The organism is Agrobacterium sp. LEGMi-208b (assembly GCF_059511785.1).
Genome location: NZ_CM183446.1, coordinates 1 through 25,462 on the forward strand (window position 1 = coordinate 1; position 25,462 = coordinate 25,462).

Annotated in this window: 18 protein-coding genes and 1 pseudogene; 9 read left to right on the top strand and 10 right to left on the bottom strand. The window is 57.8% G+C overall.

Annotation, left to right across the window (positions count from 1 at the left end; translation table 11 throughout):
- Nucleotides 1-982: 982 nt before the first annotated feature.
- The 10 genes and pseudogenes from AC5YUO_RS14820 to tssI form a co-directional block, all read right to left on the bottom strand.
- Nucleotides 983-2,707, bottom strand: a complete 1,725-nt coding sequence (locus tag AC5YUO_RS14820) for a ParB N-terminal domain-containing protein (RefSeq protein ID WP_496155748.1) — start codon at nucleotides 2,705-2,707, stop codon at nucleotides 983-985.
- Entirely contained in the window at nucleotides 2,694-3,731 is a 1,038-nt protein-coding gene (locus tag AC5YUO_RS14825; protein WP_496155749.1) for a DNA-methyltransferase, read from the bottom strand. The genes AC5YUO_RS14820 and AC5YUO_RS14825 overlap by 14 nt, the downstream gene beginning before the upstream one ends.
- A 560-nt stretch (nucleotides 3,732-4,291) precedes the next feature.
- Nucleotides 4,292-5,214, bottom strand: a pseudogene (locus AC5YUO_RS14830) (SRPBCC family protein).
- On the bottom strand, nucleotides 5,211-5,552 hold the full coding sequence (locus tag AC5YUO_RS14835) for an ArsR/SmtB family transcription factor (RefSeq protein ID WP_400819196.1): 342 nt from the start codon (nucleotides 5,550-5,552) through the stop codon (nucleotides 5,211-5,213). The pseudogene AC5YUO_RS14830 and the gene AC5YUO_RS14835 overlap by 4 nt, the downstream one beginning before the upstream one ends.
- 317 nt (nucleotides 5,553-5,869) lie before the next feature.
- A complete protein-coding gene (locus tag AC5YUO_RS14840; RefSeq protein WP_496155750.1) occupies nucleotides 5,870-6,757 on the bottom strand; it encodes a hypothetical protein in 888 nt (295 codons plus the stop codon).
- Nucleotides 6,758-6,812: 55 nt separating this feature from the next.
- Nucleotides 6,813-11,189: an RHS repeat-associated core domain-containing protein gene (locus AC5YUO_RS14845; RefSeq protein ID WP_496155751.1), complete on the bottom strand. Its 4,377-nt coding sequence runs from the start codon at nucleotides 11,187-11,189 to the stop codon at nucleotides 6,813-6,815.
- Nucleotides 11,179-11,688: a hypothetical protein gene (locus AC5YUO_RS14850; protein WP_104680217.1), complete on the bottom strand. Its 510-nt coding sequence runs from the start codon at nucleotides 11,686-11,688 to the stop codon at nucleotides 11,179-11,181. The genes AC5YUO_RS14845 and AC5YUO_RS14850 overlap by 11 nt, the downstream gene beginning before the upstream one ends.
- The gene (locus tag AC5YUO_RS14855; RefSeq protein WP_496155752.1) at nucleotides 11,685-12,272 is read right to left on the bottom strand and encodes a PAAR-like domain-containing protein; all 588 of its coding nucleotides are present in this window, start codon (nucleotides 12,270-12,272) and stop codon (nucleotides 11,685-11,687) included. The genes AC5YUO_RS14850 and AC5YUO_RS14855 overlap by 4 nt, the downstream gene beginning before the upstream one ends.
- On the bottom strand, nucleotides 12,272-13,480 hold the full coding sequence (locus AC5YUO_RS14860) for a DUF2169 family type VI secretion system accessory protein (protein ID WP_496155753.1): 1,209 nt from the start codon (nucleotides 13,478-13,480) through the stop codon (nucleotides 12,272-12,274). Before AC5YUO_RS14860 ends, AC5YUO_RS14855 begins: the two co-directional genes overlap by 1 nt.
- A gap of 16 nt (nucleotides 13,481-13,496) precedes the next feature.
- Nucleotides 13,497-15,761, bottom strand: a complete 2,265-nt coding sequence (gene tssI / locus AC5YUO_RS14865; protein WP_496155754.1) for a type VI secretion system tip protein TssI/VgrG — start codon at nucleotides 15,759-15,761, stop codon at nucleotides 13,497-13,499.
- Nucleotides 15,762-15,958: 197 nt separating this feature from the next.
- Here tssI and AC5YUO_RS14870 point away from each other — a divergent pair, with 197 nt between their 5' ends.
- From AC5YUO_RS14870 to AC5YUO_RS14910, 9 genes are all read left to right on the top strand, one after another.
- Nucleotides 15,959-16,132 (top strand): hypothetical protein, encoded by a 174-nt coding sequence (locus tag AC5YUO_RS14870; RefSeq protein ID WP_496155755.1) that lies wholly within the window; start codon nucleotides 15,959-15,961, stop codon nucleotides 16,130-16,132.
- A 202-nt stretch (nucleotides 16,133-16,334) separates the two neighbouring features.
- Complete coding sequence (locus tag AC5YUO_RS14875) at nucleotides 16,335-18,746, top strand: TonB-dependent receptor (RefSeq protein ID WP_496155756.1); 2,412 nt, start codon at nucleotides 16,335-16,337, stop codon at nucleotides 18,744-18,746.
- A gap of 66 nt (nucleotides 18,747-18,812) precedes the next feature.
- Entirely contained in the window at nucleotides 18,813-19,736 is a 924-nt protein-coding gene (locus AC5YUO_RS14880) for an iron-siderophore ABC transporter substrate-binding protein (protein ID WP_496155757.1), read from the top strand.
- On the top strand, nucleotides 19,733-20,761 hold the full coding sequence (locus tag AC5YUO_RS14885) for a FecCD family ABC transporter permease (RefSeq protein WP_496155758.1): 1,029 nt from the start codon (nucleotides 19,733-19,735) through the stop codon (nucleotides 20,759-20,761). Before AC5YUO_RS14880 ends, AC5YUO_RS14885 begins: the two co-directional genes overlap by 4 nt.
- Complete coding sequence (locus tag AC5YUO_RS14890; protein WP_496155759.1) at nucleotides 20,758-21,744, top strand: FecCD family ABC transporter permease; 987 nt, start codon at nucleotides 20,758-20,760, stop codon at nucleotides 21,742-21,744. The genes AC5YUO_RS14885 and AC5YUO_RS14890 overlap by 4 nt, the downstream gene beginning before the upstream one ends.
- Nucleotides 21,731-22,525: an ABC transporter ATP-binding protein gene (locus AC5YUO_RS14895; RefSeq protein WP_496155760.1), complete on the top strand. Its 795-nt coding sequence runs from the start codon at nucleotides 21,731-21,733 to the stop codon at nucleotides 22,523-22,525. Before AC5YUO_RS14890 ends, AC5YUO_RS14895 begins: the two co-directional genes overlap by 14 nt.
- 285 nt (nucleotides 22,526-22,810) lie before the next feature.
- Nucleotides 22,811-23,353: an RNA polymerase sigma factor gene (locus AC5YUO_RS14900; RefSeq protein WP_496155761.1), complete on the top strand. Its 543-nt coding sequence runs from the start codon at nucleotides 22,811-22,813 to the stop codon at nucleotides 23,351-23,353.
- Between the two features lie 125 nt (nucleotides 23,354-23,478).
- A complete protein-coding gene (locus AC5YUO_RS14905) occupies nucleotides 23,479-24,435 on the top strand; it encodes a FecR family protein (RefSeq protein ID WP_496155762.1) in 957 nt (318 codons plus the stop codon).
- A 133-nt stretch (nucleotides 24,436-24,568) separates the two neighbouring features.
- Nucleotides 24,569-25,462 carry a DMT family transporter gene (locus AC5YUO_RS14910; RefSeq protein WP_496155763.1) on the top strand — a complete coding sequence of 298 codons (894 nt, stop codon included), beginning with the start codon at nucleotides 24,569-24,571 and terminating at the stop codon, nucleotides 25,460-25,462.

Genomic DNA, 25,462 nt, shown 5'->3' on the forward strand with positions numbered 1-25,462 from the left:
TAATCATTCTCCAGTCAATCCAGTAATTTCAACATAAAAATCATATATTTACGCGTTATCGTCCCGCAATCCGCAAATTGCAAGTCGTAAAAGCAGGATTCTGGCCATGGATTTTCCATCCGCCACAAATGTTCATATATAATTCAATAAAGCATATGTTTTATATGTTTATGCGTATGCATCTATATAAATATATGTTTATGGAATCCTCCCAGGTCGAAGGGGTGCTCCCGTCTTCATCTCGGCTTCCAAATTCAAATTCTTCTTCTGGTTGTGTAAATATTGCTTCTTGCGCCGACGATTCACAATCTTCTCCACCTCTCGCCTCATCAGGGCTGTATCTGCACGAGCTGCAAGGACGTACATCTCATAGAGACCCATTGAAGAACACACCTTTCCTATCACGCGACGCAGTTGCGACCGTGTTATGAGCTTCATTTCATTTGCCCATCAACCGTTCAGCTCGATGGGCATTGCAACGGGGCACTGAAAATTGCCGCCTATGGAAATAAAAGACACTTATCAGCGCCCCGCATCAGTATTTTGGTTTACGCCTAGCAAAGCCACCCGCCAACCAATGAAATTCAGAGAAATAGAAGAGCCACCACAAACCCATTATCTCTCCCCCTATCATTGCCAGAGGATTTTCATTATCAGGCACGAAGTATGAGAATGACGTCCCCTCTCACAACCGCGCTGGTTCAGCGAGAAAACCAAGATGTTCCTGGCTTCATCACGAAACAGGAGCAGTATAAGTCATGCAATCAAAGCGGGGATAATCGAACAACAAAAAAATCGGACAAGGAAAAAGAGACGGGGCCAACGTATTGAAAATACATATTTTTTCACACGAAAAATGTGCGGCTAAAAATAGCAATCATGAAAAAAGAAAAAATTACTTAAACATCATTCGCAATCATAAGTACGCCTCTTATAAAAGAAGATACTCACAAAGCTCATTGGAAGGGTTTATGAACGATACTCAACCGGAGAAGTAAGTCTTGAATATCGCAGTTGACATCACGGTATATTGGCTCGACCGATAATTCTCAAACGGGAAAGACTCCAAACCGGACAGACGATCATGCAGATTCTGAAATGTCATTTCCACCCCAGCATCCAAAACCTGTCTCAAGGCTCCGATGAGACCGTTAACGACTGTCGGTGTAAGAAGGCGATCGTGTACAGTTCGAGAGGTGGTCCACCTGTCCGCAGGCAAACGCGATTTCGCAGCTGCAAAAAATAGCGCAATCTCGCTCGAGCAATAGTGGACGTATCGCTTGCGCGCATCATCATCCTCTAAGCTAACAAAGGTATCTTTTTCAGAATCCATCCAACGCGCAAAAAGAGGTCCAGGAGCGCTAGGTCTGACAAGTGGCCGAAGACCGTAGCTGACCACAGAAGTTGTGCGCAGACCGCCACCATCAAAAAAGCTTTGGGAAAATTTGCCAGCTAGAACGCCTTGGCCATCGTTCAATTTATCCAAAACATCTCTGGCGATAGAATCCGCGAGGAAAGGTCTGATAAGTTGATTGATAGCCTGTTTGAGTTCGGACTTTGCATTTGACTGCGTCGAATTAATTTCCAGAAACAGCCCGGCCTCAAAACGGGTCTTTTCTGGATCCTTGACGTTGTCTGGATATATGATGCCGGTTACCAAGAGATTTTGTTGTGAACGCAAGGCACCGATAACGTTCTCGTTAGCTCCACCTTCATAGTAAGAAAAAACACGATGCTGACCGTCGATAACCCCTACCGAATTGAATTCGCTAGGAATGGATATTACAGCCGGCTGTGTAGAGTGAATATTTGTCGTATCGATCGTATTATCGTTAGAATCGAGGATTTTTGTACCGGCTGGAAGAGTAACGATGATGTTGTTCACAAACACCCGCTTCTGATCAACAAGATACTTTCGAATGGAGTCCAACTTACTCCGCAAGATCATCCGCTGATACAGGCCGCTACGATCCCTCCACCCATCCCTGCGAAGCACATAGGCCCGCGATAATAAGGCTGATGGTTGAATGTAGAAGGAAACGACTTTATATCCTTTCGGAAATTTAGAGTGATGCTCAGGGAGAACTGATCCGTTGAACGGGTCTCGCGATGAGGAATTCGTATTGAGCGCCCTATCGGCAAAAAACTTATATTCGATATCGAGAAAAGCCAATAGTTCATGCTGAGCGGACCGGCGCACTGTCTTCGTTAAAAGTTTAAAGTAACGTACTATGCTGTAGTCCATAAATAGAGCGTGGTTAATCTGATCCTTTAACTGCGATTGGACGGAATTTAAAGAGCAATACAGTAATACCACCCGAATTTGATTATCACTATACTTAGCGCCTAAAGACCCATTCAAATTAAGTGGCGCGCCTCGCGCAAACTGAATGAACTCCGCATCGTTTTTCTTGATGCGGTCGTACATTAGGTACTTTTTCTTAGCATGCTCAGAAACGTCGTTTGCAGTAGTGTACTCGGCGAAGACAACAACGTTCTCCAAAACAAAGACATCGTCAAAATCTGAAGTTACCCCACCGTAAGTAAACTCTTTATCAGACGCACCCTCAGCACGATGAAACCCGGCTGCGGAGAATATCTCTCGGACATCTCGCCGATGACGCATCTGCAAGTTTCGCTTAGCACGTTCCTCAGGACTCAAAACCTTCTTCTTGGATTTAGCGACCTTACCTTTAGCCCTCGCCATTTTCGCCTCCAGCAGCCCCCGTTTCAGACCCCACTTGGTCTTGTCGCCATTCGATGGGAACCTGAGCAACGCTTTCCGTAGACCGGGGACGGCGAACGGGTTTGCCCAATGGTCTTAATGGTAGATCGCCCGTCGCATATTTAGTGATGCGTTCCTCGGCAATCGCGAGATAGGGTAAATAACGGTCAATGCCGATTGCGTGTCGGCCATGTTTAATTGCAGCAATAGCGGTTGCACCGGTTCCAATAAAGGGATCTAGTACAGTGTCTCCAGCTTTGCTGAGTGCCAGAACACAACGCTCCGCAAGTTCCACTGGAAACTGACAGGGATGCTCAGTATGCTCGGGGTGCCTCGCCTTGACGTTGGGCACATCCCAAACCGGGTTATTCTGAAAATCTTCAACAGCCGAAAACTCCCAGTAATCTGAAGGGTTCTTTCCCAAGGGATTGCCGCTAGGTTTCCCGGCTTTTTCCCCTTTCGAAGCGCTATGGCGCTTGCCGGGGTAAAGCTGGGGAATGCGGACGGGATCTAAATTAAATGTATAGGTGTCTGTTCTACTGAACCATAAAACAGTCTCGTAACGACCGGAGAAGCGTTTGTCAGCATTGTAACCGAAGTTGTAACGCCAAATAATACGATTGCGTAGACGAAATCCCAAATTGCGAAAAATTTCAATGAAGGGCACATCGAGCGGGTATAACTCCCCACCAGTTATGTAGGTGCCGACTTGCCAACAAACAGAAGCATTCTCAGTGAGGGCGGGCAGCATGGTCTCAATGACTTGCCTTTGCCAGGCTAGGTATTCGTCGTAAGAGCGCTCATCCTCTCGTTCATAGGGCTTTCCTATATTGTATGGCGGTGAGGAGATGACCAAGGCACAGGTAGCAGGCTCGATACGCCGAAGTTGCTCGAGAACATCACCGCCCATAAATCGCGCACCACCAAGCTCGTTGTCAGAGATGACGCTATCTTCCTTTGCAAAGGCCATTTCTTCGTGCGGCAGTTTATCGACTTTACAGAGCATTCAATGTTCCGGAATTATGCAGCTTACGGCTCGATATGTTTCATCGCGGGTAAAGTTACAAACCCCACATGCTATTGCAAGTTAGCCTGCAAATCACCTTACGCCCCAAACCGCTCCTAATAACTCCTCGGTAACTCAGAAATGATTCGCGAGCAAGCCAATTAAACCCTAGGCTGCATCTAGTGAACGAGTTAATGCCGTTTTGGAATTTGGCCGCATTGCGAAAGTCACAACAGCTTACAAACTGAAAAACCTTAGAACTGCAAGCCAACAGGGAGCTCCGTCTTGCAGGATACTCATCATGCCAAGATCGCCATTATCAAGCTTCTGAATGGAAGGAAGGCACTCGGCAGTTACCCTTATTGTTTGTCACCGCCGGGTCGGGAATCGACCATGTTATTTGAACAAGGACAATAGCGCAGCAAGGGATCAAATCGCTGTAGCATGGCGGGACCTGCAAGACGATCTCGCAGGCGCAGAGCGGCCTTGAAGAGTAATTGCCGCTCCGGACACGAGGCCAGTACGAGACCTCTACACAGGGAACTGGCGGCTCAGCGCGTCTATAGCGCCTTGGCAAAGCGCTCCAGTTTGCCCAGCGTTTGTTGACCCAGTTCCACGGCACCGAAACCCTTCGCTTGCTGGAACTCGGCTTCCGTGCTGAACACCATGCCCAGCACAACTTTCGTCGCGCCATCCTGATCTCCGAAGGAGGCCCAGGCGTCGGCATGTTTCGGCCCGTTTTCGCCCCATAGCAGCGTATAGGCGAGCCGCTCTTCAGGCCGGACCTCGACATAACGATGATGGTTCGGGAAGACTGTGCCGTCAGGGCCGATCATGTCGAAGACCCATTCGCCGCCGGTCCGCAGATCAATCCTCTTCGTGCGGCAGGAAAACCCTTCAGGGCCCCACCATTGCGGCAGCGTCTTCTCGTTCATCCAGGCTTTCCAGACGATGTTTCGCGGCACCTTATCGTTCGTTCCAGCACCATGGTGCGCCCGGCCACGCTGGCCAGATTATTGAGACCCGCACCGAAACCTTCTTGATAACCATCGCGCATATCCTTGGCCAGAGAGGAAAGTTGCACCGTCACGGTCAAGCGGCTCCGCTCTTCCGCAGACTGAAAATCGGCAGTTACCAGCGCTGCCGACTTCGTCACACCGCCGGATGAGACCACCTCGTAATTCACGCTGCGGCGGGTTGGCTGCAGCTCCAGCCAGCCGCACTCACAGCGAATATCCGGCTGGCCGGCGACCTTGCAGAGCGACACTTCGCGGCCGCCCAGCCTGCTGTCCGCCTCCAGGAACTCCACGGTGACCGAGGGTGAGGGAGAAGCCCACACCGCCCGGGCGGCGGGTGACAGCCAGACCTGCCAGAGCGCCGATAGCGGAACGGCAATTTCCCGTTCGAAGCTGAGCGTTGCAAAACGGTCTTGTGGCTGATGCGGTTCAGCGTGTGCGTTTTGTTGACCCGGTTTCGTTGTCATTCGGAATCCTCCTTCATGGCCTGCATTGCAAATGCCTCCAACCGGTCAAGCCGGCTCTCCCACACGGCCCGCTGCTCATCGAGCCATGTCCTTACCGGCTCCAGCGCTTCAGGCACGATGGCGCAGGTGCGCACCCGCCCATCCTTGGACGTGATGATCAGCCCCGCCTCCTCCAGCACGGAAAGGTGCCGCATAACCGTGGGCAGACGCAGCCCCGTGGGAGCGGACAGTTCCATGACCGGTGCCGGCCCGCCGCCGAGGCGCGCCAGAATCGCCCGTCGCGTCGGATCGGCCAGAGCCTGGAAGATCAGTGACAATTCACGATGATGCTTAGTCATGTTGCTAACTATCATGCTTCATCGTGACTGAGCAAGGGAAAACTTAGCATATCAACTAAGTTTTATCGGCGGAAATGATCTCCGGGGATGAGGGGCCTGAGTGTCGACCAGACGTTTCGTTCGGGTGGCGAACCCTCCCTTCAGCGCATGGCTTGTGGCAAGGCACTTGCTGGCCAGATGATCGGCGAGGCTGCAGCGAAATATTCCGCTACATTCTATCATCCAGACCGGATGACCTCATGAAGACAACGAAGTATTCATGATCCTGAGGCAACCAAATCCATAGCCCGCGGCGGAGGTCGCGACACGAAGAACGGTCATAAGGCAGCGAATTCGTCGCCGAGGGCGTCGTGATCTCCGCCTTCTTCATAGAACGGATCCCGAGCGCGATAGGCGTTGATGACATAATTCTCAAGCTTCGGGAAATTGTCGCGCGGAAATTTGCAGGGATAATGCGACGCCTCAAGGTTTTCGAGCGACCTGCTCGCCAGCTTATCCCAGCCTTCAAGCTTGTTCTTACCCTCGAAACGCAGTGATCGCAGTTTGGTAAGTTCCGACAAGCGTGACACGTCACCGGTAATTCTGCTGGAAACAAGTTGCAGGACTTCAAGATCCTTAAAGCGCAGAATGTCGTCAATATCTTTGATAGTCGATGAGATCAGAAAGAGTTTTCTAATCGGTGACTTTTCGAAAAGTGCAAGCGATCCGCTGAACCCGTGAAGCGCGAGATTTTTCAAATCCGGCCATCCGTTTCCGAGATTCTCGACCTTGTTAGTCTTCCAGTCGAGATTGAGCCAGGTCTCGAGCTTCGGAAAAAGCTCAGGCAGTCTCGCCCGGAAAGAAATGCCGTGCGTTGTAATTTTCCTGATGTTCGGGAATTTTTTGAAGACGTCGAGGTCGAAATCCTCGGAGAAGGCGCCAGACCCGACTATTCCGATCTCAATGATATCATCCTTCTTGCGGATGCCGCTGAAATCGGGAGAGAAATAGTCCTGCAGCTCGTTCTCGGCGACATCTTCAACCTCGATCGAAAATCCGGTGCAGCCATGTTCGTCGATGAGGCGCGAATACGCAGTGAAGGCGGCCTTGTTGAAATAGGCTATCTTCTGAAATGCTGGGGATCGCGTCTCCTCGATGAAGACGTATGGCCCTGTCATCAGGTTTTCCATCGTTCTTTCATCTATTTCCAAAACGATCTCGGACACTTAACTTCTCCATTATCCATCGGCAGCACAGAACGCCTGATTGTTGTTTCGATACTCAGCATCGACCGAACGCGGTTCTTATTCTCGTTGCAGTCAACGTTGCAGCCGCTCTTTGGGCCGGTGTAGCACGGTTAAACACCGATTGCCCGTCAAGTTTCACATTGGCCCAGTTGCTGTCGGCCACCGCATTAAATCCGGATTGGGACAAGAGCCGGTTCTCGACCAACGCGCCATAGTCTCTTGGGTTCATACCCGCCGCCGCCGCATCTGCATCGGTATTGGTATAAAGACGGCGCGGGCATCGGTTACGACCTTGCTCTCTCGTGCTCGACCCGGTTCGATAACGCATTGATTCCGCCATGCGCGTCGGCTCACCCTTGCCCACATAACACCGCTTGCCTGGCTTCATCTGGAAGACATATACCCCATAAAGGCCGAGTGGATCCGCCCACCATGTCGGAATCTCGACATAACCATGGGTGCGCAGCCCCCCGAGAAGCCCTATGGGATCGGGGCTCAAATATTGGCCTGTCGACGGGTCATATGTCCTGAAGCGGTTGTAACAAAGGCCAGACTCGGCGTCTTCCCATTGGCCCAGAAACCGGATGGGGCATAGATCAGCATCAACCACCGCCGCGTGTGCGTTTATCCCGGGTTGGTCGTCGCCCACCGGCGCAGCATCAGCAACGCTGACAAGCGAGGCCTGAATCGATCTGAAACCCTGCGATGCGAAACCGCCAGAAACAGCGCCACGATTGTCGTTGGCCGCCGTCCACACGCCCCGCATTCCACCCCACAGCCTGTAGGAGGAGGACCAGACGATTTCGCCTGATGGCCTCACCAGCTCTCTCGGCGCACCAAGATGGTCGGTCACGACATGGAGAATACGTTGCTCGCCGGAAGAATCGATGTCGACCCTCAGCATTGGCACAAAGCTGTTGGGCTCAAAATGCCACCAAACGAAAGACTGCCTGTCTTCCGGATCATCCGCTATCCGATATTCCGCCGCTGGGACGTCGCCATCCCAAAGGAACCGGTGCACTGAAAGAGTGGCATCGCTATCCCTGCCCTGTCGCCTTCCTGCCCGAACCTGCCGCTTTTCGATCCGGCGTCCGAACGGATCGTAGGAGTACCGCCAAGCCGACCCATCCGGGCATTCCACCCCGACCAGCTGATCGAAACCATCCCAAAGGTAATGGAAGCTCTGCCGACGAAACCCGTTGCGATCCACGTGTCGGTAGCAGACACGACCGGCAGCATCATACTCGTAGCTTATCTGCTCGCCGTGCGGGCCAAAGGCCTCCAGCACCTCACCGCCCGCGGCATGTGACCATTGCCGAAGCGGGCGACCGAGCGGGTGGTCGGGAAGGGCCGTTTCCGACGCGGCAATATCCTGGGTCGGCGCGTAGTCGAAACGCTCCACCTCGCGGCTGTCGCCCCCGATCCCGGCAATGGCATCGGCCGGAACAGTCGCAAGAACAGGCGCCCCAGGACTAGGCCCTCCGTGCCACGCAGCGGTGACCTGTCCGTTGCCATCCATTTCATAACAACTGGCGCCCCAAAGTGGATCGGCCACCATGGTCGGTGCTGCGGAGCGGTCCCATTCGAACTGCCGCGACCAGATTTCGGGCAGCAGAGCCGACTGCTGCCCGGTGGCCCGCACGCGGCTTGACACCGTCTGGCGGACGAGCTGGCCTACGGGGTCATGGACAAATTCGGTAACGAAGCCATCCGGCGCCGTGCGGCGGACGGGCTGCCCCAATCGGTCCCGTGTGACATTCAAAACAGGAAGTTCACCGAGAGATACGCCGGTCAGGGCGCCGAGCGGGTCGTAATCATAGGTGACCACCTGATCGCCTATACGGCGTTTCACCCGATTGCCACAACAATCATACTCGCTTTCGATGCGGATCCCGTTTGTCGTTTCCGAAACCGGCTGGCCGGCTGCATCATATTCCAGTGAAACCGTGACATGGGCATTGCTTGCGAAATTCAATCTTCCAACATCGTCATAAGCAAATGTTTCGCGCTGCAGCGCTTCGGTTTCCCCCGGCAAAAAGGCAGAGCGGCTGACAATGCTTCCCGACGGGTCCCGCCCATAGGCGACGAGCCTGCCATCCGGCTGCTTCGCCTCGACCACTCTGTCCGCTCTGTCGAGCACGTAATCGGTTGTTCGCCCGCTAAAATCGGTTTCCTGGACGATACGTCCGCCAGCGTCGCGAACGAAGGTCCATTCCCGTCCAGCCTCGTTGACCACCTTCATCAGATTGAGTTCGTCGTCGTAGTGAAATCCGATGCGCCCACCCATGGGGGTGATCGACAGGACAAGATTGCCAAGTCCGTCATATTCGTAGCGGCTTCTGCGCCCCTCTCCATCCACGGTTTCCAGAAGGCGCCCGTGCTCTGAGGTATAGCTGCTGAACACAGCGCCATCCGGTCGGATAATACGCGTCGGGCGAAAGAAATTATGCCCTGACTGGTCCTCGTATTCGTAGGTGGTCGACGCGCCGTTTGCTTCAGTCATCCGGATGACGCGACCGAAGTTGTCCCGTTCGAAGCGCGTGCGCGCATTGCGGAAGTCCAGCGTTTCGGTGAGCCAGTTGTGGCCATCATAGGCGTTCTGCGCAATCAGTCCGTCATGCCGAATGACGCCGGTTGGCAGCCCAGCCGCATTGTTGCGGATTTCCGAGATATGCCCGGTTGGGCTTTTGACAAGGCTCAGTGCGCCAAAATCGTCGTAGTGGAAGTCCCATGCTTTTCCAGCATTGTCTATGACGAGTTCCATATCGCCTTCGGACGTCCAGCCATAATAGGTCGAGCGACCGACGGGATCGCGAATGCTTTTCACATTTCCGGCCGCGTCATAGGCGTAGCGGGTCTCGTTGCCCTCTCCGTCGATCTCGGCTGCAATCCGTCCTTCCTCGTCCGTTACAAAGCGTTTTTCATGGCCGAGCGCGTTCACTTCGCGGATGATGGCGCCATTTTCGTCATAGTGAAACTGGATGGCGCGGCTCCTGTCCGAGCCGGGCAAGTAGGTCGTGACCCTGTTTACCTCGTCATATTGGAAAGTCGCAGATACGCCCTGGTTGCTCTCCGTTCGCGTGCGCCTTCCCTTTTCGTCATGCTCGAACTTCGCGTGATAATGGCCGTTGCGGATGACTTCGGAAAGCATGCCGCGGTCGTCATAGGCAAATTCATGACGTTCGCCATAGGGGCATTCCGCCAGCACCATCCGCTGCTTATCATCATAGCGATAGCGCATGACCGTCTTGCGGCTGCCATCAACACCTTCAAGTTCAGCCAGCGTGCGCAAGCTGCCGGTGTAGGAAAACAGTATTTTCAGGCCTTCGGGAGTCGTGATCGACACAAGGTTGTCGACGGCATCCCGCGCGAACTGGAGCGTATTTCCGTGCCGGTCCTTGATTTGCGCGATACGCCAGATACCGTCCCTGCCTTTGGCAAAATGGGTTTCCAGCGCATCTTCTTTGAGGATCAGTACGCGGCCTTGGCCCTGCATCAGACTGGTATTGCGGACCGTATCACCCTCCTCCCACCCATCGGGAATAGGCGTCGGCGCCTTGAAATTGACAGCGAAACCGTCTTCGTCGAGCAGGGTGAAACCCTTGGCCTCGTTCCTGCTTATGGTCGCATCGATATCGCTCAGTCGGCCGGGTCCGAGCGGGCCGCTGGCCTCGACATCGCCGTACCAGGTGCTGGTGATCGCAAGTTTAAGCAAACCGGGAATGGCGAAATCGGGATCGTAATGGACCGGAATTCCCGTCGGCATAAAAGCCGGATTGCCGGCGAGCCGGCACTCTTTGCGTTCACGTCGTTTGCGCCTGCGTCCCCTCACGCGTTCCTGTGCGCGAGTACGATTGCCTCCCAATCGGCCACGCGGCCTTCGCCAACGCCCGAAAAGTTTTCTCCCTCGCCTGCCCAGCCATCCGCCGGGACCGCCAAGCAAGTCCTGCGGGCCTACTTCTATTATATCCCACCCGGAGGCCCGTGCGAGGAAGTCATCGGACTGGCCGCGCGCCATATGAAGGCGCTGCGGTCCCGTCATGTTATCAAGAGACCCTTGCATGCTGCCATTGGTCTCTATGAAATCCTCAAAGGATTCCGCGTAGGAGTGATTTTCCAGCGCGTTGAGTTCCGTCGCCGCTATATAGGCGTCGGCCTGCAGGTTGGTCCCGTATTCGATCTGCTCCTCGTTTGGACGATTGCTACCCACCTCACGGTTCAGGGCGCTCAGCTCCTCATCGATCTCGCGCAGCTCCTGCTTGCGGTCATCGATCATCTGCTGGCGAAGCGCCTCGGCATCCTGTTGAGGTGCGCCCGATCCTACGACCACACGCCCATCGGCATTGGCGGGCGTCTGGGCGACATGCGGCTGTCCGCCATCGCGCTGATGGACCTCTTCATCACCCGCCATGTGAGGCCTCCTGCATCGCCAGGTAGGCCGCGCCCCAGGAGACATCCGCCAGATTTGAATAGGCGGAAAACTCCCAGCCCACCGTCTTCCGCGGGCGCGAGACAATCACGAAACTATCGCGCGCCGCCTCTGGCAGCTGCCGCCATTCGGGCGAGCCAAGCGCGACGCCCTCGTGGATGTCGAGATGGTATTCCTCGGTCATAAAGGCGTGGAAAACGGCGCCATCGAACCGCAAGCTAAGGCTCGCGGGCAGAACTTCCTGTGACCGAAGTCGTAGACCGGTGAAAACCCCAGACAGCGCCTCGCTGGAAAGCACTGCTTCGTCGTGTAGTAGAACCTCACCGCCATCGTTTAAGACGACCCACTGGCAACCGTTGCAAACGAGCTCCACCTCGCCACCATCGGCCGCGAACAACAGATGAAAAATGCTGCCGTAAATATATTTTGACTGAACGACAGGCTTGCCGATCAGATTTTGCAGGCCATCCTGAAATGTCATTTCCCAAACTCTTCTATAATAATTTGCTTGATTTCCTGATAGCCCAGACCCTGCCCGCCGATGATACGATGAAGTTGCTGGCGCTCGTCCTTGCTAAGGCTGTATATTTTCACCAGCGAATTGATCTGCTTGTTCTGCGCCTGATTGTTGCCCGGCGTGCCACCACTGCCGGCCAGGAGGATCGGCACCTTTTCTTCACCGATGGTACGATGGGGTTCGGTGCCTCCCGGTCCCGGCCTGTTGATCCAGGCCGGATCGGAATCGCGTACAACTGCCCAGCCTTCAGAAAAGACCGTTTTCGAACCCTTTTTGGCCAGCGCATGAGACTTGTAGCCGCTGACCTTGACGCCCTTTCCGACGCCAGGCTCATGCCCTGTCACGACCAGTGCGCGAGAATTCAACTGAAAATCCTGCTTGCCGTTATTACGAACCGTCCGGGACGTGCGCACGGAAGACCCCAGTGCCACCATGGACATGTAGGGTACCGGCACCATGGAGGAGCCGATGGGCGTCTTGCAGACATCAGGGCCGGTGCAATGCATGATGTTCGCGCCGTCGCGACGCGCGGAAATCGGAATTGCCATCAGGCGGCCTCCTCTTCATCCTGGTCGGGATCGAGAAGCACAGGGTCGCATGCAACCTCATCGGGGTTCACCAGAACGGGGTTGATCCGGCGCAGCTCCTGCGAGCTACAGCGCAGAAGGGCAAGCCCCTCCGTCGCGGCCATATCGTAGGGTGTACGCCAGATACAATAGATCCGCGGATCGTTCCGGTCCCGCTCGCTGATCTCCAGAAAAACGGTATCGAGAACCATCTTGAGCGGCAAAACGCTCTCGTCATCGCGCAGCGACATCGCGACCAGCTGCTCGTCAGGCAAGCGGATGCTGAAGTCGGGACGGTCGGGAAAGAGGTTCTGCAATTTTATGCGAACCGAGCCTTCCAGATAACGGGCTCCCTGGCTGCCGGCAGGCGCGGAATTGTGGAAACGGTAATCGTAGTCCGCCGCCCAATTGGGCCAGACATGCTCGATCCAGTGCTCGTCATAGGTTCCGCCCAAGGGACGCCGCGGCAGCCATGCGGGCGGAACGGGACCGAGGCCTTCAACCGCATAGTGTTCATAGGGATCCGACAGGATTGCGCCCCGGCTCAAGATTTGCGGCGCATGGACCGGCCGAGTGTGATCGGTGAACTCCCGATCAATCAGACCGCGCCCGATCGGGTTGTACTCGAAGGCTTCCAGTATGGGATTGCCGTCATCGTCGAGACCCTTATCGATCATGCCTCCGAAAGCATGCTCGTACCGGATCGGCAAACTCTCGATCGGGCTCGGGGAAGACAATGCCCAGCCTCGGAAAAACGGTTTGAATTTCCGCCAGTCCGGCTTTTGCTCGTCACTCAATGCCTTCAGCCAGATCGGGGTCCACTCTCGCGGCCCGGTGACCATCAATTCATGATGGACGAAAACGCCCAGATCGTCGGATATTTTGATGGAAACAGGCCATTCGGTTGCCGGCTTTCCATCTGGAGCGTAGGCGGTTGCGTCAACGATGACCTCGCTATGCGGCTTGTAGGGCACGAAGTCAGACGGGTAGCGCACCGAAGAGACATTGAGGTCATCGTGGTACGTGTCAGTAAAGACGAACGGCTCCTGCTCGCTTGAGAACCGGCACTCGCCATCGGCGCCGATATCAAGGGCAGTTTTTGCCATGAACACACCGAATTCCTTACCCGCCGCATTGCGGTTGGAGAACCGCAGGTTCGCAAATGGCGTGTAGTTGATGATCTTGACCATTTTCCCACGAACCCGATCAGTTGAGATCTATGACTTTGCCGATCTGCTGAAACGAACCTTCAGCCTCGAAATGAAACGTCACACCCTTAATGATGATCGTGCCGTCCTTCTTCATCGTCATGGACGACTTGCCGACTTCGATGACATATTCCTCTCCCACAGTGAGTTTCTTCGCCTTGCCGACATTTTCCATCGACGTCTGGCCGACATTTGTGACCTTGCTGACCCCGACCTGCTCGGTTTTTGCGATGCCAACAGATGTGGACTGAAACGAACCGATGATCGTGTTCATGATGCCCGGCAGCGGAAAGAGGCCCGACGCATCGGAACCGACGCCCGAACCGGAACCGGCAAGCGCCGTGCCCGCATCCGCACGGGGACTTGGACCGGAGACGACACCCTCACGTGAGGAAAGACCGCCCGCACCGAGGAAGCCGAGTGCGGATGAAGCCAGCGTGGTGGCAAAAGCCGCGACACCGGGGCCACCACCGCCGGCGATCTGGGCGGCCTGCGAAAGCAGCCCTGCCGTCTGTCCGGATAGAGCCTGCACGCCTGCCATGGCCATCATCGCCATCGGTCCCGTGCCGCCAACGACGGTGTTTACCGAGCCGCCGATCTCGTGTTTCTGGTTACCGGAGACCTCAACGGCGCGGTTGCCGCCAACCGAGGCGACCTCGTGCCGGTCAATGCGCTTAGTTCGGTCGTTCAAGACCCGGGTGGTCTGGTCCTTCTGGGCGTGGAAGAACTGGTTCTCCTTGCCGGCCTCGTCCTCGAAGGTGATTTCGTTGAAACCGTCACCCTTGTGACTGTTGGAGCGCAGCACCATGCGCGTCTTGTTGGCGGGCAGGTCGTAAGGCACGGAATTGGCCGGATTGTTGACCACGCCGATGACGAGCGGTTTGTCCGGGTCGCCATCGATAAAGGCGACCATCACCTCCATGCCGATGCGCGGAATGACCTGCGCACCCCATGTGCCGCCGCCCCATGCCTGGCTGACCCGCACCCAGCACGTATCCGTGCCATCCTTCTTCGCCTTGCGGTCCCATGGGAACCACAGCTTGATGCGGCCATATTGATCCGGATGGATTTCCTCACCTTCAGGGCCGGCGACGATCGCCACCTGCGTACCCTCGATGCGTGGGCGTTTTGTTGACCGGTGCGGCGTCAGCGGCACGCGGGCCGGGATCGCCTCGAAAATGTTGCGGTATTCCGGCTCGTTGCCGTTTGTCTCATAGGAGAGATCCACGATGCTGTGGCTTGCCCTGATGACCACATGCTCTTCATAGGCGTGATCGGGATGGGCGACCTCGTAGGGCGTGAAGCGGCGGCCGGCTTCCAGAATGCGCGAGGTGGACGAGCCGAACACCCGGTCGTGATCGGCCTCTATCGCCTGGGTCCGGAGCTTCTGCGCCCGCTCGGCCTCTTCCACGGTGCTGATGCGGGCCGGATATTCGTAAAGCTCGCGCTTGGTCGCATCCGGCATCTGCACCAGCGACGGCGTCATCGTACCCGGCACCATGCCCGGCGTCTCGAAGTTCCAGTCCGCACCCGCCCGCTGGCCCGAAACATAGGAAAAACGCCGCGCCCAGTCATTGATGTGGTTACGGTCCGACGAACCCTGCGCCAGACGTATCGTGCCTTCCCCCTGCGCGGCCGGAGACGGCCCGAGCCAACCGCTGGCGCTGTCGGCCACATGCAGCTTGTGGGAACCATCATCGTGGCTGAACCAGTAGAACAGGCCGTCCTCTTCGAAACGGCGGGTGAGATAATCCAGATCGGTCTCGTTCCACTGCACGCTGTAATGCTGGGCAGGCGGTGGCGAGATGATGCCCGATGTATCGGGGGCCGGAATGCCATGTTCGGAAAACAGCGTCTCGACGATCTCGATCGCCGTCTTGTCCATCCAGATACGGCAATCGGAGCGACGCGACAGCAGCCACATCTGCGGGCGGATCGTCAGCGCATAGGAGCGCATGCCGCGGGTGATTGGCGGGCCTTCATGCAGCTCCGTCACCAGACCATTGAACGGCCGGCGAACGCCGCCACCGTCACCATCTCCCTGGCTTATCTCGATGGAGATGTCGACCAGCCGTCCAATCAGCTCTTCCGGCTTGACCGCTTCCTTCTTGGCCCGCACCGTCAAGCGAATGTCGAAGAGCTGCGACGCGCCCTCCTCAACCGTCAGACGTTCCGGCAACAATTGGTCCTCGCCCAAGGGCGAAGACACCTTCAACACGCGGCTCGCCTGAACGAAATCGGAAAACGAAGGCTGGTCATTCATGGCAAACCTCGATTAGCAGAGCCCAAAAAATCAATCAGCTGTCAAAATTTCGACCGAATGCAATCAAACATTGTGGCGAAACCAAGGTTTCAACATGAATTATGCAACCTGAATATGCCAAAATACCATCGATGAAATCTGACAGGCTTGGACCTGGACGCCGGTTCCGCACGGTCGAGGCGGCGAAGGCGGCGGTGATGCGTATTCTCAAAGTTGCCGGCTCGCCGCCTGCCGATCGCGCGCTTCACCATTTCGATTTGACGGTGCTCGACAGGCATCACGAAGAGTTTCATATATCTTCCGTCAGCGCGGCGGCGGCTGCCGGTTTTATCTGGTCGAAGGCGGACAATACTGTCGCGCCTGTGTGCTGAAGGCACCTGCCGAGCGGGATGACGAACCTCGTGTCACCATGCACCAGCACCTCGGCGGCGCCTGATCGGTTATTTCATTAAATTTTTCTGAAACCGGAGTCCCAAATCCAACCCGTCAATCGTCTACATCATGAGTTGAATGTGTAGCCATTCCTCGTTGTGAACTTGCGGCGCCTTGAACGCTGTACGATTGGGGGTTTTTATGACTATGACTGAATCCGTCGCGCGCGGGGCTGGGGCGAGCCTCAAGGCGGTATTTCTGGCCGGGACAGCACTCGCGATGTTGAGCCCGATGCTGCCGGCAACGGTGCGGGATGCGGCGGCACAGGCATCGCAGCGGCCGATCTCGGTGCGGCCCGGCCCGCTGACGCCGGCGCTGAACAACCTCGCGGCCCAGACCGGCCTTCAAATCCTGTTCGATGCATCGCTCGCCGAGGGGAAGACGACCCGGGGTGTGAACGGCACGCTGACACCGGAACAGGCGCTGAGGGGCGTGCTTGCCGGCACCGGCGTGGATGCCCGCTTTGCAGGAAGCAACCGGGTGTCGCTGCAGAACGGCGCGGATGCTTCCGGCGCATCCGCCGACGGCACAACGCAGCTCGAGGCGATCACCATCTACGGTGCTCGCAATGCCTCGACCCTGGGCGGCACGACCAGCAGCGTCGCCATCGTGAATGCCGAAACCCTAGCCGAAAGCCAGATTCGCACGACGCAGGAAACCTTTCGCCGCATGGCGAACGTGCAGGACAGCGCCACGGTCAATGCCGGTTTTGTCATTCGCGGCATGAGTTCCGAAGGTCTTGTCCCATCCGGCGGACCGGCCGGCTCCGTCTATGTCGACGGCATCGTCCAGACGCGCTACAACGCCCGATTTGGTGCACGCAACCTCTGGGACGTCGAGCAGGTCGAGGTCTATCGCGGCCCGCAATCGACGCTTTCCGGCCGTGCGGCCATGACCGGCGCCATCTATATCAAGTCGAAGGATCCGACTTTCGACAGGCAAGTCGAACTGTCCGGCACCGTCGGCAGTGACGACCTTGCTGGCACCGCCTTCATGGTGAACACGCCCGTCGTCGAGGACCAGATAGCGTTGCGCATCTCCGGCGCTTTCGAGCGTTCGCACGCCCAGCCCAATTATTCCAATTTCAGTATTTTTGACAATTTTGACGACCTGACGACCGACATTAGCGGCGTGCTTCGCGCCAAGGTGCTGATAACGCCTTCGGAAATGCCGGACACCCGTGCATTGCTCACTTATTCCTACTCGAAGGACCGGCCCAACGACGCGCTTGTCGGCCTTGACAGCCTCCGCGGCGACTTCAACGATTCCCCGGTTACCTATACGGAATACCGCTGGACGGAAGCCCACAATGTCGGCCTCGAGGTCACGCATGACTTCTCGAATACGCTGCGTTTCACCTCTCAGACCGGCTATCAATATGGCATCAACAACCGGCGTTCCATCGACTACGGCACGCCGGGAACCATCTTTGGAAGCACTGGCGAAGACGACAACTCCATCTTCACGCAGGAGTTCCGCCTCAACTACGAGGGTGATCGCTGGAAATGGGTTGCCGGCCTCTACGGCAGCCACGAGGTCTGGGATGGCGCGACAGATTTCATCGTCGATTACCCCGGCTTCGGACCGGTGCAACTTAGCGACACGCAGAACCGCAAGACGTCGAACTTCGCCATCTTTGGTGAAGCGACCTATGAATTTGCACCCACATGGTTCGCAACGGTCGGAGGCCGCCTCGACTATCTCAAAGACAGAGACGACCAGCGAAACTATTTCGGCATGATCGATCCGGCTGCGGTCTTGGCGGGCGACCCGTCATCGTTGAACGAGTTGAATTTCGTACCCAAGCTCGCCATTTCCAAGGAGCTCAGCGATACGCAGACGATCGCCTTGACCTATACGCAGGGATTCCGCTCGGGCGGTTCCTATATCGACCGTCTGGACCCGACGAATTTCAAGGTCGCCACTTACGATCCGGAGTTTTCCCAGAACGTGGAATTGTCCTACAAGGGTACGCTTCTCGACGACCGACTGACACTCAATGCGAACGTGTTTTACACGAAATACGACGACCAGCAGATAGAAATCCGGCCGAATGCGGCCATCCCCGGCTATCGCATCACCTCGAATGCAGCGACGTCGAGAGCCTGGGGATTCGAGATCGAGCCAACCTTCCAGGTTACCGATCAATTCACCGCCTTCACGTCCATCGGTTATCTCAATACGAAGTTCCTGGAATTCAACCATGCTTCCATCGGCGACCAGTCAGGAAAGGCTTTTCCTGAAGCGCCGGAACTGAGCTGGGCTTTCGGTGGCCGTTACGAGTTCGACAACGGCGTCTTCGTCGGCGCCGACGCCAAATACACGACAAGCTACAATTCCCGCTTCGGCACGAAGGGCATGTATAATATCGACCCGCGCTTCATCGTGAATGCGCAGGCCGGCTTCAAGAAAGACAATTGGGAAGTGACCGCATTCGTGGAAAATCTCACGGACGAGAAATATTTCACGATCGTGGATCGCGATGCGGCAAAGCCCTTCGGCCAGCTGGGCGAGGGTCGCGCCTATGGCTTGAATGTCCGCGTGAAGTTCTGACGAACCCGACTGTGCGGCGTCCTGCCGCACAGTCTTTTCCACCCTAACGACGAAATGATATCTCCCTTGCGCTTTTGTCTCCTTCTTCTCGTTTTCCTCCTGCCCGCCTCGTTGTCGCAGGCCGCCTGCGCAGGAAAGGCGATAACCGAAGGGGTCTACAATCCCCCCTTCTGTATTCCGGCGGCAGCAAAACGGATCGTGACGCTCGATCCGCTGATCACGCTTGGATTGCTTATCGAACTCAAGGCGCCGGTCGTGGCGACGCCCTATATGGCGATCACCGAAAAAGAAGTCCTCGACGTGGTGAAGGCGCAGAAGATGGTCGATCTCGGCAACCCGAGGGAGCCGAGCCTGGAGCGGGTGGCGGCGCTGAAACCCGATCTCATCATCGGATCGGCGGAAGCGCATTCGGGGATTTACGAGCAGGCCGCACAGATCGCGCCCACCGTTCTCTTCAAGCATATGGACTGGAAGGCATATCTTCAGCGTCTTTCCGAGGTGACCGGCAAGGAAGGCGTGGCAAACGACGCACTCAGCGCTTACGAAAACCGCGTCGCCGGTATCCGCGCACGGATGAAGGACAAGAACCTCACGGTCTCGACCGTCCGTTTCGCGCCCGACCGCTTCGTCGTCTTCGTGGATGGTCCCGACGCCTACGCCCCCTTCGCCGTGCTGCGCGAGGCGGGGGTGACGCGCTCCGCCTACGAGACCGTTACCGACGGCACAATCGTCAAGCGGCCGGACTGGGAGGAACTCGCCAATCTCGATGGCGACGTGCTGCTTTATGTGTCCGCCAGCGGTTTCGAGAGCGGCCCGGACGATGCGCTCGAAAAGCAGGTGACCGGCAATCCGCTCTGGCAATTGCTGCCGGCCGTCCAGGCCGGACGCGCCCATCGGGTCGACCGTGGCCACTGGCAGAGTTTCCACGGCATCGGTTCGGCCAATCGCATTCTCGATGACGTCGAGCGTTATGTATTGTCAGAACGATGACCGACCGAAGGGCCGCCCGGCCCGCCACTGCCTGTAGCATGCGGCTGCTCGCGCTTGGAGCGCTTCTCTGTCTCGTCGCCATGGCGGCGATGAACGCTGTCGCACTCGGCACCTCCGCCATCTCGTTCTCCACCATAACGGCCGCGATCTTTCAGTTCGACGGCTCGCGCGACCATCTTCTCGTCACGTCCATCCGCCTGCCCCGCGTGTTGGCCGCGCTGCTTTCCGGCAGTGCGCTCGCCGTTTCCGGCGCGATCATGCAAGCGGTCACCAACAATCCGCTCGCTTCCCCCGGCCTGCTCGGCATCAATGCCGGCGCGTCATTCGCCGTCGTTTCGGTGATGACCCTGTTCGGCGCAGGCATCGGCGACATCTATGTCTGGTTCGCCTTTCTCGGCGCCGGCATCGCCGCCATCATCGTCTATGCGCTTGGTTCGTTCGGGGCCGTCGCCCACTCCCCGCTCGGGATCGTGCTGGCGGGCGCCATCGTCGCGACATTCCTGACGTCGCTGACCACCGCGATCCTCATCTTCGACCAGAGCACGCTCGATGCCGTTCGCCTGTGGACCGCAGGCTCGGTGACGGGCAGAACCATGGGGCAGGCAAAAACCGTCGCGCCCTACATCCTCACCGGTCTGGTCGCGGCCCTGCTTCTGGGACGCCATCTCACGACGCTCAGCCTCGGCACGGATGCCTCGCGCTCGCTCGGGCAGAACCCGGTCCTGTGGCGCGGCGCGTCGGTCGTCATCGTCATTCTGCTGGCAGGCGGTGCCGTGGCGCTTGCCGGGCCGATAGGCTTCGTCGGTCTTGTCGTTCCGCACATGGTGCGGATGTTGGTGGGTGTGGACTATCGCTGGGTTATCCCTTTCTCGGCGCTCGGCGGCGCGCTGCTGGTTGTCGTTTCCGATACGGCTGGGCGGCTGGTCTTCGGAAGCCAGAGCTTCCCCGTCGGCGTCACGATCGCGCTGATCGGCGCGCCGTTCTTTCTCTATCTGGCGCGAACGCGGCTGCGAGGCGAGGCATGATCCGGCTTCTCATCGGCCTCACGATCTTGCTCGTCCTGCTTGTGATGGCAAGCCTCGCCTTCGGCGATGTCCCCTTGACCTGGCGGGAGCTCTACAATGTCATCATCGGTACGGGCGATGGCGCGCCACAGAGCGCGATGATCGTCTTCGACCTGCGTTTGCCGCGCGCGCTTCTCGCCCTTCTCGTCGGCGTGGCGCTCGCGACGGCAGGCACGATCACGCTCGCGATCATGCGCAATCCCCTGGCGGAGCCCGGCGTTCTTGGAATAAACAGCGGCGCGGCGGCGGCGGCGATGGCCGTCATCGTTCTGATGCAGAACCCGCCGATCTCGCTTTTGCAGGCAGCGAGTTTCCTGGGGGCCGCCATCATGGCTCTCGCCGTATACGCCCTTGCCTGGCGGGGCGGTACATCCTCGCTGCGCATCATCCTCATCGGCATCGGCCTATCCGCGCTCGCAACCGCCGGAACGACCTTTCTCTCCGCATTCGGCGACATCGGGGATGTGCAACGGGCAATGGTCTGGCTTGCCGGCAGTGTCTATGACGCCAACATGGTCAAGGTTGAGCGTCTCGCCGCCTCGATCATCGTTCCCGTCGCGCTTGCCTTTCTCGCCGCCCGGGAACTCGATGTGATCCGCTTCGGCGATCATTCGGCCAGGAGCCTCGGCCAGCCGGTCGATCGCATACGCGGCCTGATGATCATGCTCGTCACATTGCTGTCCGGCGCTGCCGTGGCCGTGTCGGGCCTCATCGGCTTCGTCGGCCTTGTCGCGCCGCACATCGCCCGGCGGCTGACGGGGGCATCGCATGCGCGGATATTACCTGTCGCCGCGCTTGTCGGCGCCTGCCTCGTCGTCGCCGCCGACCTGATCGGCCGCGTCATCCTGCCGCCCGTGCAGCTTCCGGCGGGCATCGTCACGAGCCTCATCGGCGCACCTTTCTTTGCTTATCTTCTCTGGGGACGCCGCCATGGCCAAGGATAAGGAATTCCCTGCCAAGATTGCCGGGTTGGGTGTCGACATCGCCTACGCCCGGCACCGCATCATTGAGCGGCTCGACCTTGCCATTCCGGAACGACGTTTCACGGCGCTGATCGGCCCGAACGGCAGCGGTAAATCCACGCTGCTTCGCAGTTTCGCGGGGCTGCTGAAACCCTCCGGCGGCAGCATTCTTCTCGACGGCCGCGACCTGAACGACCTTTCGACCCGGGATGTCGCCCGTAAGGTGGGGGTCCTGCTTCAGGGCCCGGTCGCACCGGAAGGATTGACCGTCCGCGATCTCGTGCGGCAGGGCCGATATCCGCATCGCTCGCTCTTCAGCCGCTGGTCGACGCAGGATCAGGACGCCTGCGACGAGGCGATGGTGCTCACAGGTACGACAGATCTGTCCGACCGGGCGCTGGACAGTCTTTCCGGTGGTCAGCGACAGCGCGCCTGGATCGCAATGACGCTGGCGCAGCAGGGCGAAGCGATCCTGCTCGACGAACCCACGACCTATCTCGATCTTGAACACCAGATCGAGTTGATGAACCTCATCACCACGCTCGTCGCGCGGCACGGAAAGACGGTCGTCGCCGTCCTGCACGACATCAACCAGGCGGCGCGCTACGCCCAGCATATCGTCATTCTCCATCACGGCAGGATCACGGCCGCCGGAACGCCCGATGCGGTCATCTCGTCTGAAACCATCGCCGATGTCTTCAAGGTGAAGACCATCGTAATCCGCGATCCCGTTGCAGGAACGCCACTCTGCATTGCGCTGTGAGGCTCAGGCGGCCGTTACCGAAATATCACACCCTTCGTTCTTTTGAACCTTCGGCCTCTATCGCCGGCAACCCACCGCGGAATGGAGGACATGAAATCGGGTAACGAAATCAGGTATAAAGATGAGCTTTTAACTCCTGATTTATCTGGTGGCCGCGCAACCAGTTTTCATTTTTTCTAACCTATTGCACTTGCAAGGGTTTTATAGATTCGCTAGCCATTCGGGTCATCGAGGTTCAGCCGTGTTTACGCTGAACCTGACTGTTGGTTCGGGAACTGTTTGCCAATGTCGAGTTCTTCGCCCTCACCCGTTGCCTGGGACAGTGTTGACAGCAACGACCTGCTGAACCGGGCGATGGAAGCGCACTATGCCGACATGACGAGCGCTGTGCGCAGACGCGGCCATCCCTCCGCCACGGCCCGGGACGTGGTGCACGATCTCTATCTGAAACTTGCCGCGAAGCCTGAAGTGCTGCAGCAAAAACGCTCGATCAAGTCCTTTCTCTGCCGCGCCGCGATCAATCTCGGCATCGACCGCCAGCGCCGGGAGAAGAAGGAAGCACGGCTCTTTTCCGGCTCGGAGCGCGAGGCACTTTCGGTGGCGAGCAGCGGGACTGCGCCGGATCAATTTCTGGAAATCGAGGCGCGGCTTGCTGCCCTGCGCGAGGCAATCGCCGAACTGCCGGAACGGCGTCGCCTCGTTTTCATCCTGCACCGTCTGCATCATCTGACACCGGACCAGATCTGCGTCAAGCTCAACATCTCCAGGAACATGGTAGACCGGCACCTGCGCCGCGCCCTCGCCCACTGCCTTGATCGTCTTCTCTAGAACGACAAGAGATACTCGCGTTCCATGCGGAAAACCGCTACGGATTTTTGCTGGAATTGGTCTAAAAGGTCCTCAATCGGCGAGGTCGAACGTCTAAGGGTCGAGGGACAAATCTGGAGATGCCTATGCCGGCCCAAGGAGCGGCGAACGCTCAGAAAAAACGTAACCGCGAAGCGGCCGACTGGATTCTGCGCAACAGCGACCCCAACCAGACGAAGGCCGACAGGACGCGCTTTCAGGAGTGGCTTGACCGCGACCCGGAAAATTGTCGGACCTACAGGGCCGCCGAACGCCTGTTGGGTGATGCCACCAGGGCGATACAGTCGGATTCTGCGCTCGCCAACATCAAGGTGAGGTCCCGCAGCGGAGGAAAACCGATCATAGCAACGCTCTTGGTTGTAGCGCTCGCGACAGGGGCCTTCTTCGCCCTCGATGGCCCCATGCGCCTGGAAGCGGACATGATCGCCGGAACGAACGAGATGCCCGTTATCACGCTGGAAGACGGCTCCGAGGTTCAGCTGAATTCCTCTTCAACAATCGCGGTGGACTTTACCGACAGCCGCCGCACCATCCGTCTTCTCCAGGGCCAGGCCTTCTTCAAGGTCGCTCATGCGGCAGAACGACCCTTCGCGGTTGTCGCAGGAACGGCAAAGGTGACTGCGCTCGGCACAGCATTCGATGTCCGCTACGGCAATGACGACACTGAAGTGACCGTCACGGAAAACGCGGTCCAGATCGAAATCGACGGAAACCGCGCCGGCTCTGTCCGCGTCGGTCAAGGCGAGCAGGCGATCTATGACTACGCAAAAAAGGAAGTGGCCATCGCACCGGTCGACAGTCTTGTCGCACTTGCCTGGAAGCGCGGCCAGATCGTTCTCGACAACGCACCGCTTTCCTACGTCGTCGAGGAAATGAACCGGCATTTCTACGGTCGGATCGTCGTTGCCGGTTCGGCACTGGCCGGTCGCCGCGTCAGCGGTACGATGAAGATTGCCGACACCGACGACGCGCTTGCATTCATCACGCAGGCTCTGCACGTGAAAGCGACACGCCTCGGCCCCCTTATCGTCATTCGCCAGTAGAGATATCAGCGAAGATACGCAGATCAATCCTTGGCAAGGCTTATGGTATGGCGGGCAAACCCGGAATCTGCGATGGGTGCAGACAGGGATAGTGTCCGCAGCCGGAAGCAGGCGGCGATTCGACGGGGAAAACATGCCGATCTATGAACTGGCCGCCGTGGGCGCCGCAACCTGCTGGGCGATGACCGGACTTCTCGCCGCGGGTCCGGCGGGCCGGCTTGGGGCGCTGGCCTTCAACAGGACACGGCAGCTTTTTGTCGCCGCCCTGCTGGGGGTCTATGTGTTCGCCTCGGGCAGCTGGCGGGAGCTTCAGCCGGAGGCGCTTTCATCGCTTCTCCTGTCCGGCTTCATCGGTATTTTCGTCGGCGACACGCTTCTCTTTACCTGCCTCAACCGGCTGGGGCCGCGTCGCTCGGGAATCCTCTTTGCGCTGAATGCCCCGATCGCCGCGGTGCTGGGATGGGCGGTGCTTGGCGAGCAGCTTCCCGCGAACGCCATCGCCGGCATAGGCCTGACGCTCGGCGGCGTGTTGCTGGCCATCGTCTTCGGCAAGCGAAAGGCGCAGCTGCACGAATGGGAAAGCGTGAAGGGGCCGCTTTGGCTGGGCGTGCTTTTCGGCCTTCTGGCCGCGCTCAGCCAGGCGGTCGGCTCGCTGATTGCAAGGCCCGTCATGGCAACCGGGGTCGATCCCCTTGCCGCTTCCATGCTGCGCGTCGGCATGGCCGCCATTTGCCTCACGGCGTTGACGATGCTGCCCATCGAGGCCGTCAAGCCGAGAAGCAGGCTGACCGGAAGCCTGTTCCTTCAGACGGCGCTCACCGGCATCATCGCGCTTGCTTTCGGCATGACGCTGCTTCTCTTTGCCCTTTCCGGCGGAAAGGTCGGCATTGTCTCGACGCTGTCGGCAACGACGCCTGTCATCATCCTGCCGCTGCTGTGGCTGAGGACCCGGGAGCAACCGGCGACCGGCGCATGGGCGGGCGCAGCACTTGTCGTGGCCGGCATGGCGCTGATGTTCTGGCGGTAG

Coding starts and splice junctions, on each gene's coding strand:
- AC5YUO_RS14910 (WP_496155763.1), top strand. CDS start 24,569: ATGCCGATCTATGAACTGGCCGCCGTGGGCGCCGCAACCTGCTGGGCG.
- AC5YUO_RS14820 (WP_496155748.1), bottom strand. CDS start 2,707: ATGGCGAGGGCTAAAGGTAAGGTCGCTAAATCCAAGAAGAAGGTTTTG.
- AC5YUO_RS14870 (WP_496155755.1), top strand. CDS start 15,959: ATGCGTATTCTCAAAGTTGCCGGCTCGCCGCCTGCCGATCGCGCGCTT.
- AC5YUO_RS14845 (WP_496155751.1), bottom strand. CDS start 11,189: ATGGCGGGTGATGAAGAGGTCCATCAGCGCGATGGCGGACAGCCGCAT.
- AC5YUO_RS14835 (WP_400819196.1), bottom strand. CDS start 5,552: ATGACTAAGCATCATCGTGAATTGTCACTGATCTTCCAGGCTCTGGCC.
- AC5YUO_RS14875 (WP_496155756.1), top strand. CDS start 16,335: ATGACTATGACTGAATCCGTCGCGCGCGGGGCTGGGGCGAGCCTCAAG.
- AC5YUO_RS14895 (WP_496155760.1), top strand. CDS start 21,731: ATGGCCAAGGATAAGGAATTCCCTGCCAAGATTGCCGGGTTGGGTGTC.
- AC5YUO_RS14900 (WP_496155761.1), top strand. CDS start 22,811: ATGTCGAGTTCTTCGCCCTCACCCGTTGCCTGGGACAGTGTTGACAGC.
- AC5YUO_RS14825 (WP_496155749.1), bottom strand. CDS start 3,731: ATGCTCTGTAAAGTCGATAAACTGCCGCACGAAGAAATGGCCTTTGCA.
- AC5YUO_RS14860 (WP_496155753.1), bottom strand. CDS start 13,480: ATGGTCAAGATCATCAACTACACGCCATTTGCGAACCTGCGGTTCTCC.
- tssI (WP_496155754.1), bottom strand. CDS start 15,761: ATGAATGACCAGCCTTCGTTTTCCGATTTCGTTCAGGCGAGCCGCGTG.
- AC5YUO_RS14855 (WP_496155752.1), bottom strand. CDS start 12,272: ATGGCAATTCCGATTTCCGCGCGTCGCGACGGCGCGAACATCATGCAT.
- AC5YUO_RS14890 (WP_496155759.1), top strand. CDS start 20,758: ATGATCCGGCTTCTCATCGGCCTCACGATCTTGCTCGTCCTGCTTGTG.
- AC5YUO_RS14885 (WP_496155758.1), top strand. CDS start 19,733: ATGACCGACCGAAGGGCCGCCCGGCCCGCCACTGCCTGTAGCATGCGG.
- AC5YUO_RS14850 (WP_104680217.1), bottom strand. CDS start 11,688: ATGACATTTCAGGATGGCCTGCAAAATCTGATCGGCAAGCCTGTCGTT.
- AC5YUO_RS14905 (WP_496155762.1), top strand. CDS start 23,479: ATGCCGGCCCAAGGAGCGGCGAACGCTCAGAAAAAACGTAACCGCGAA.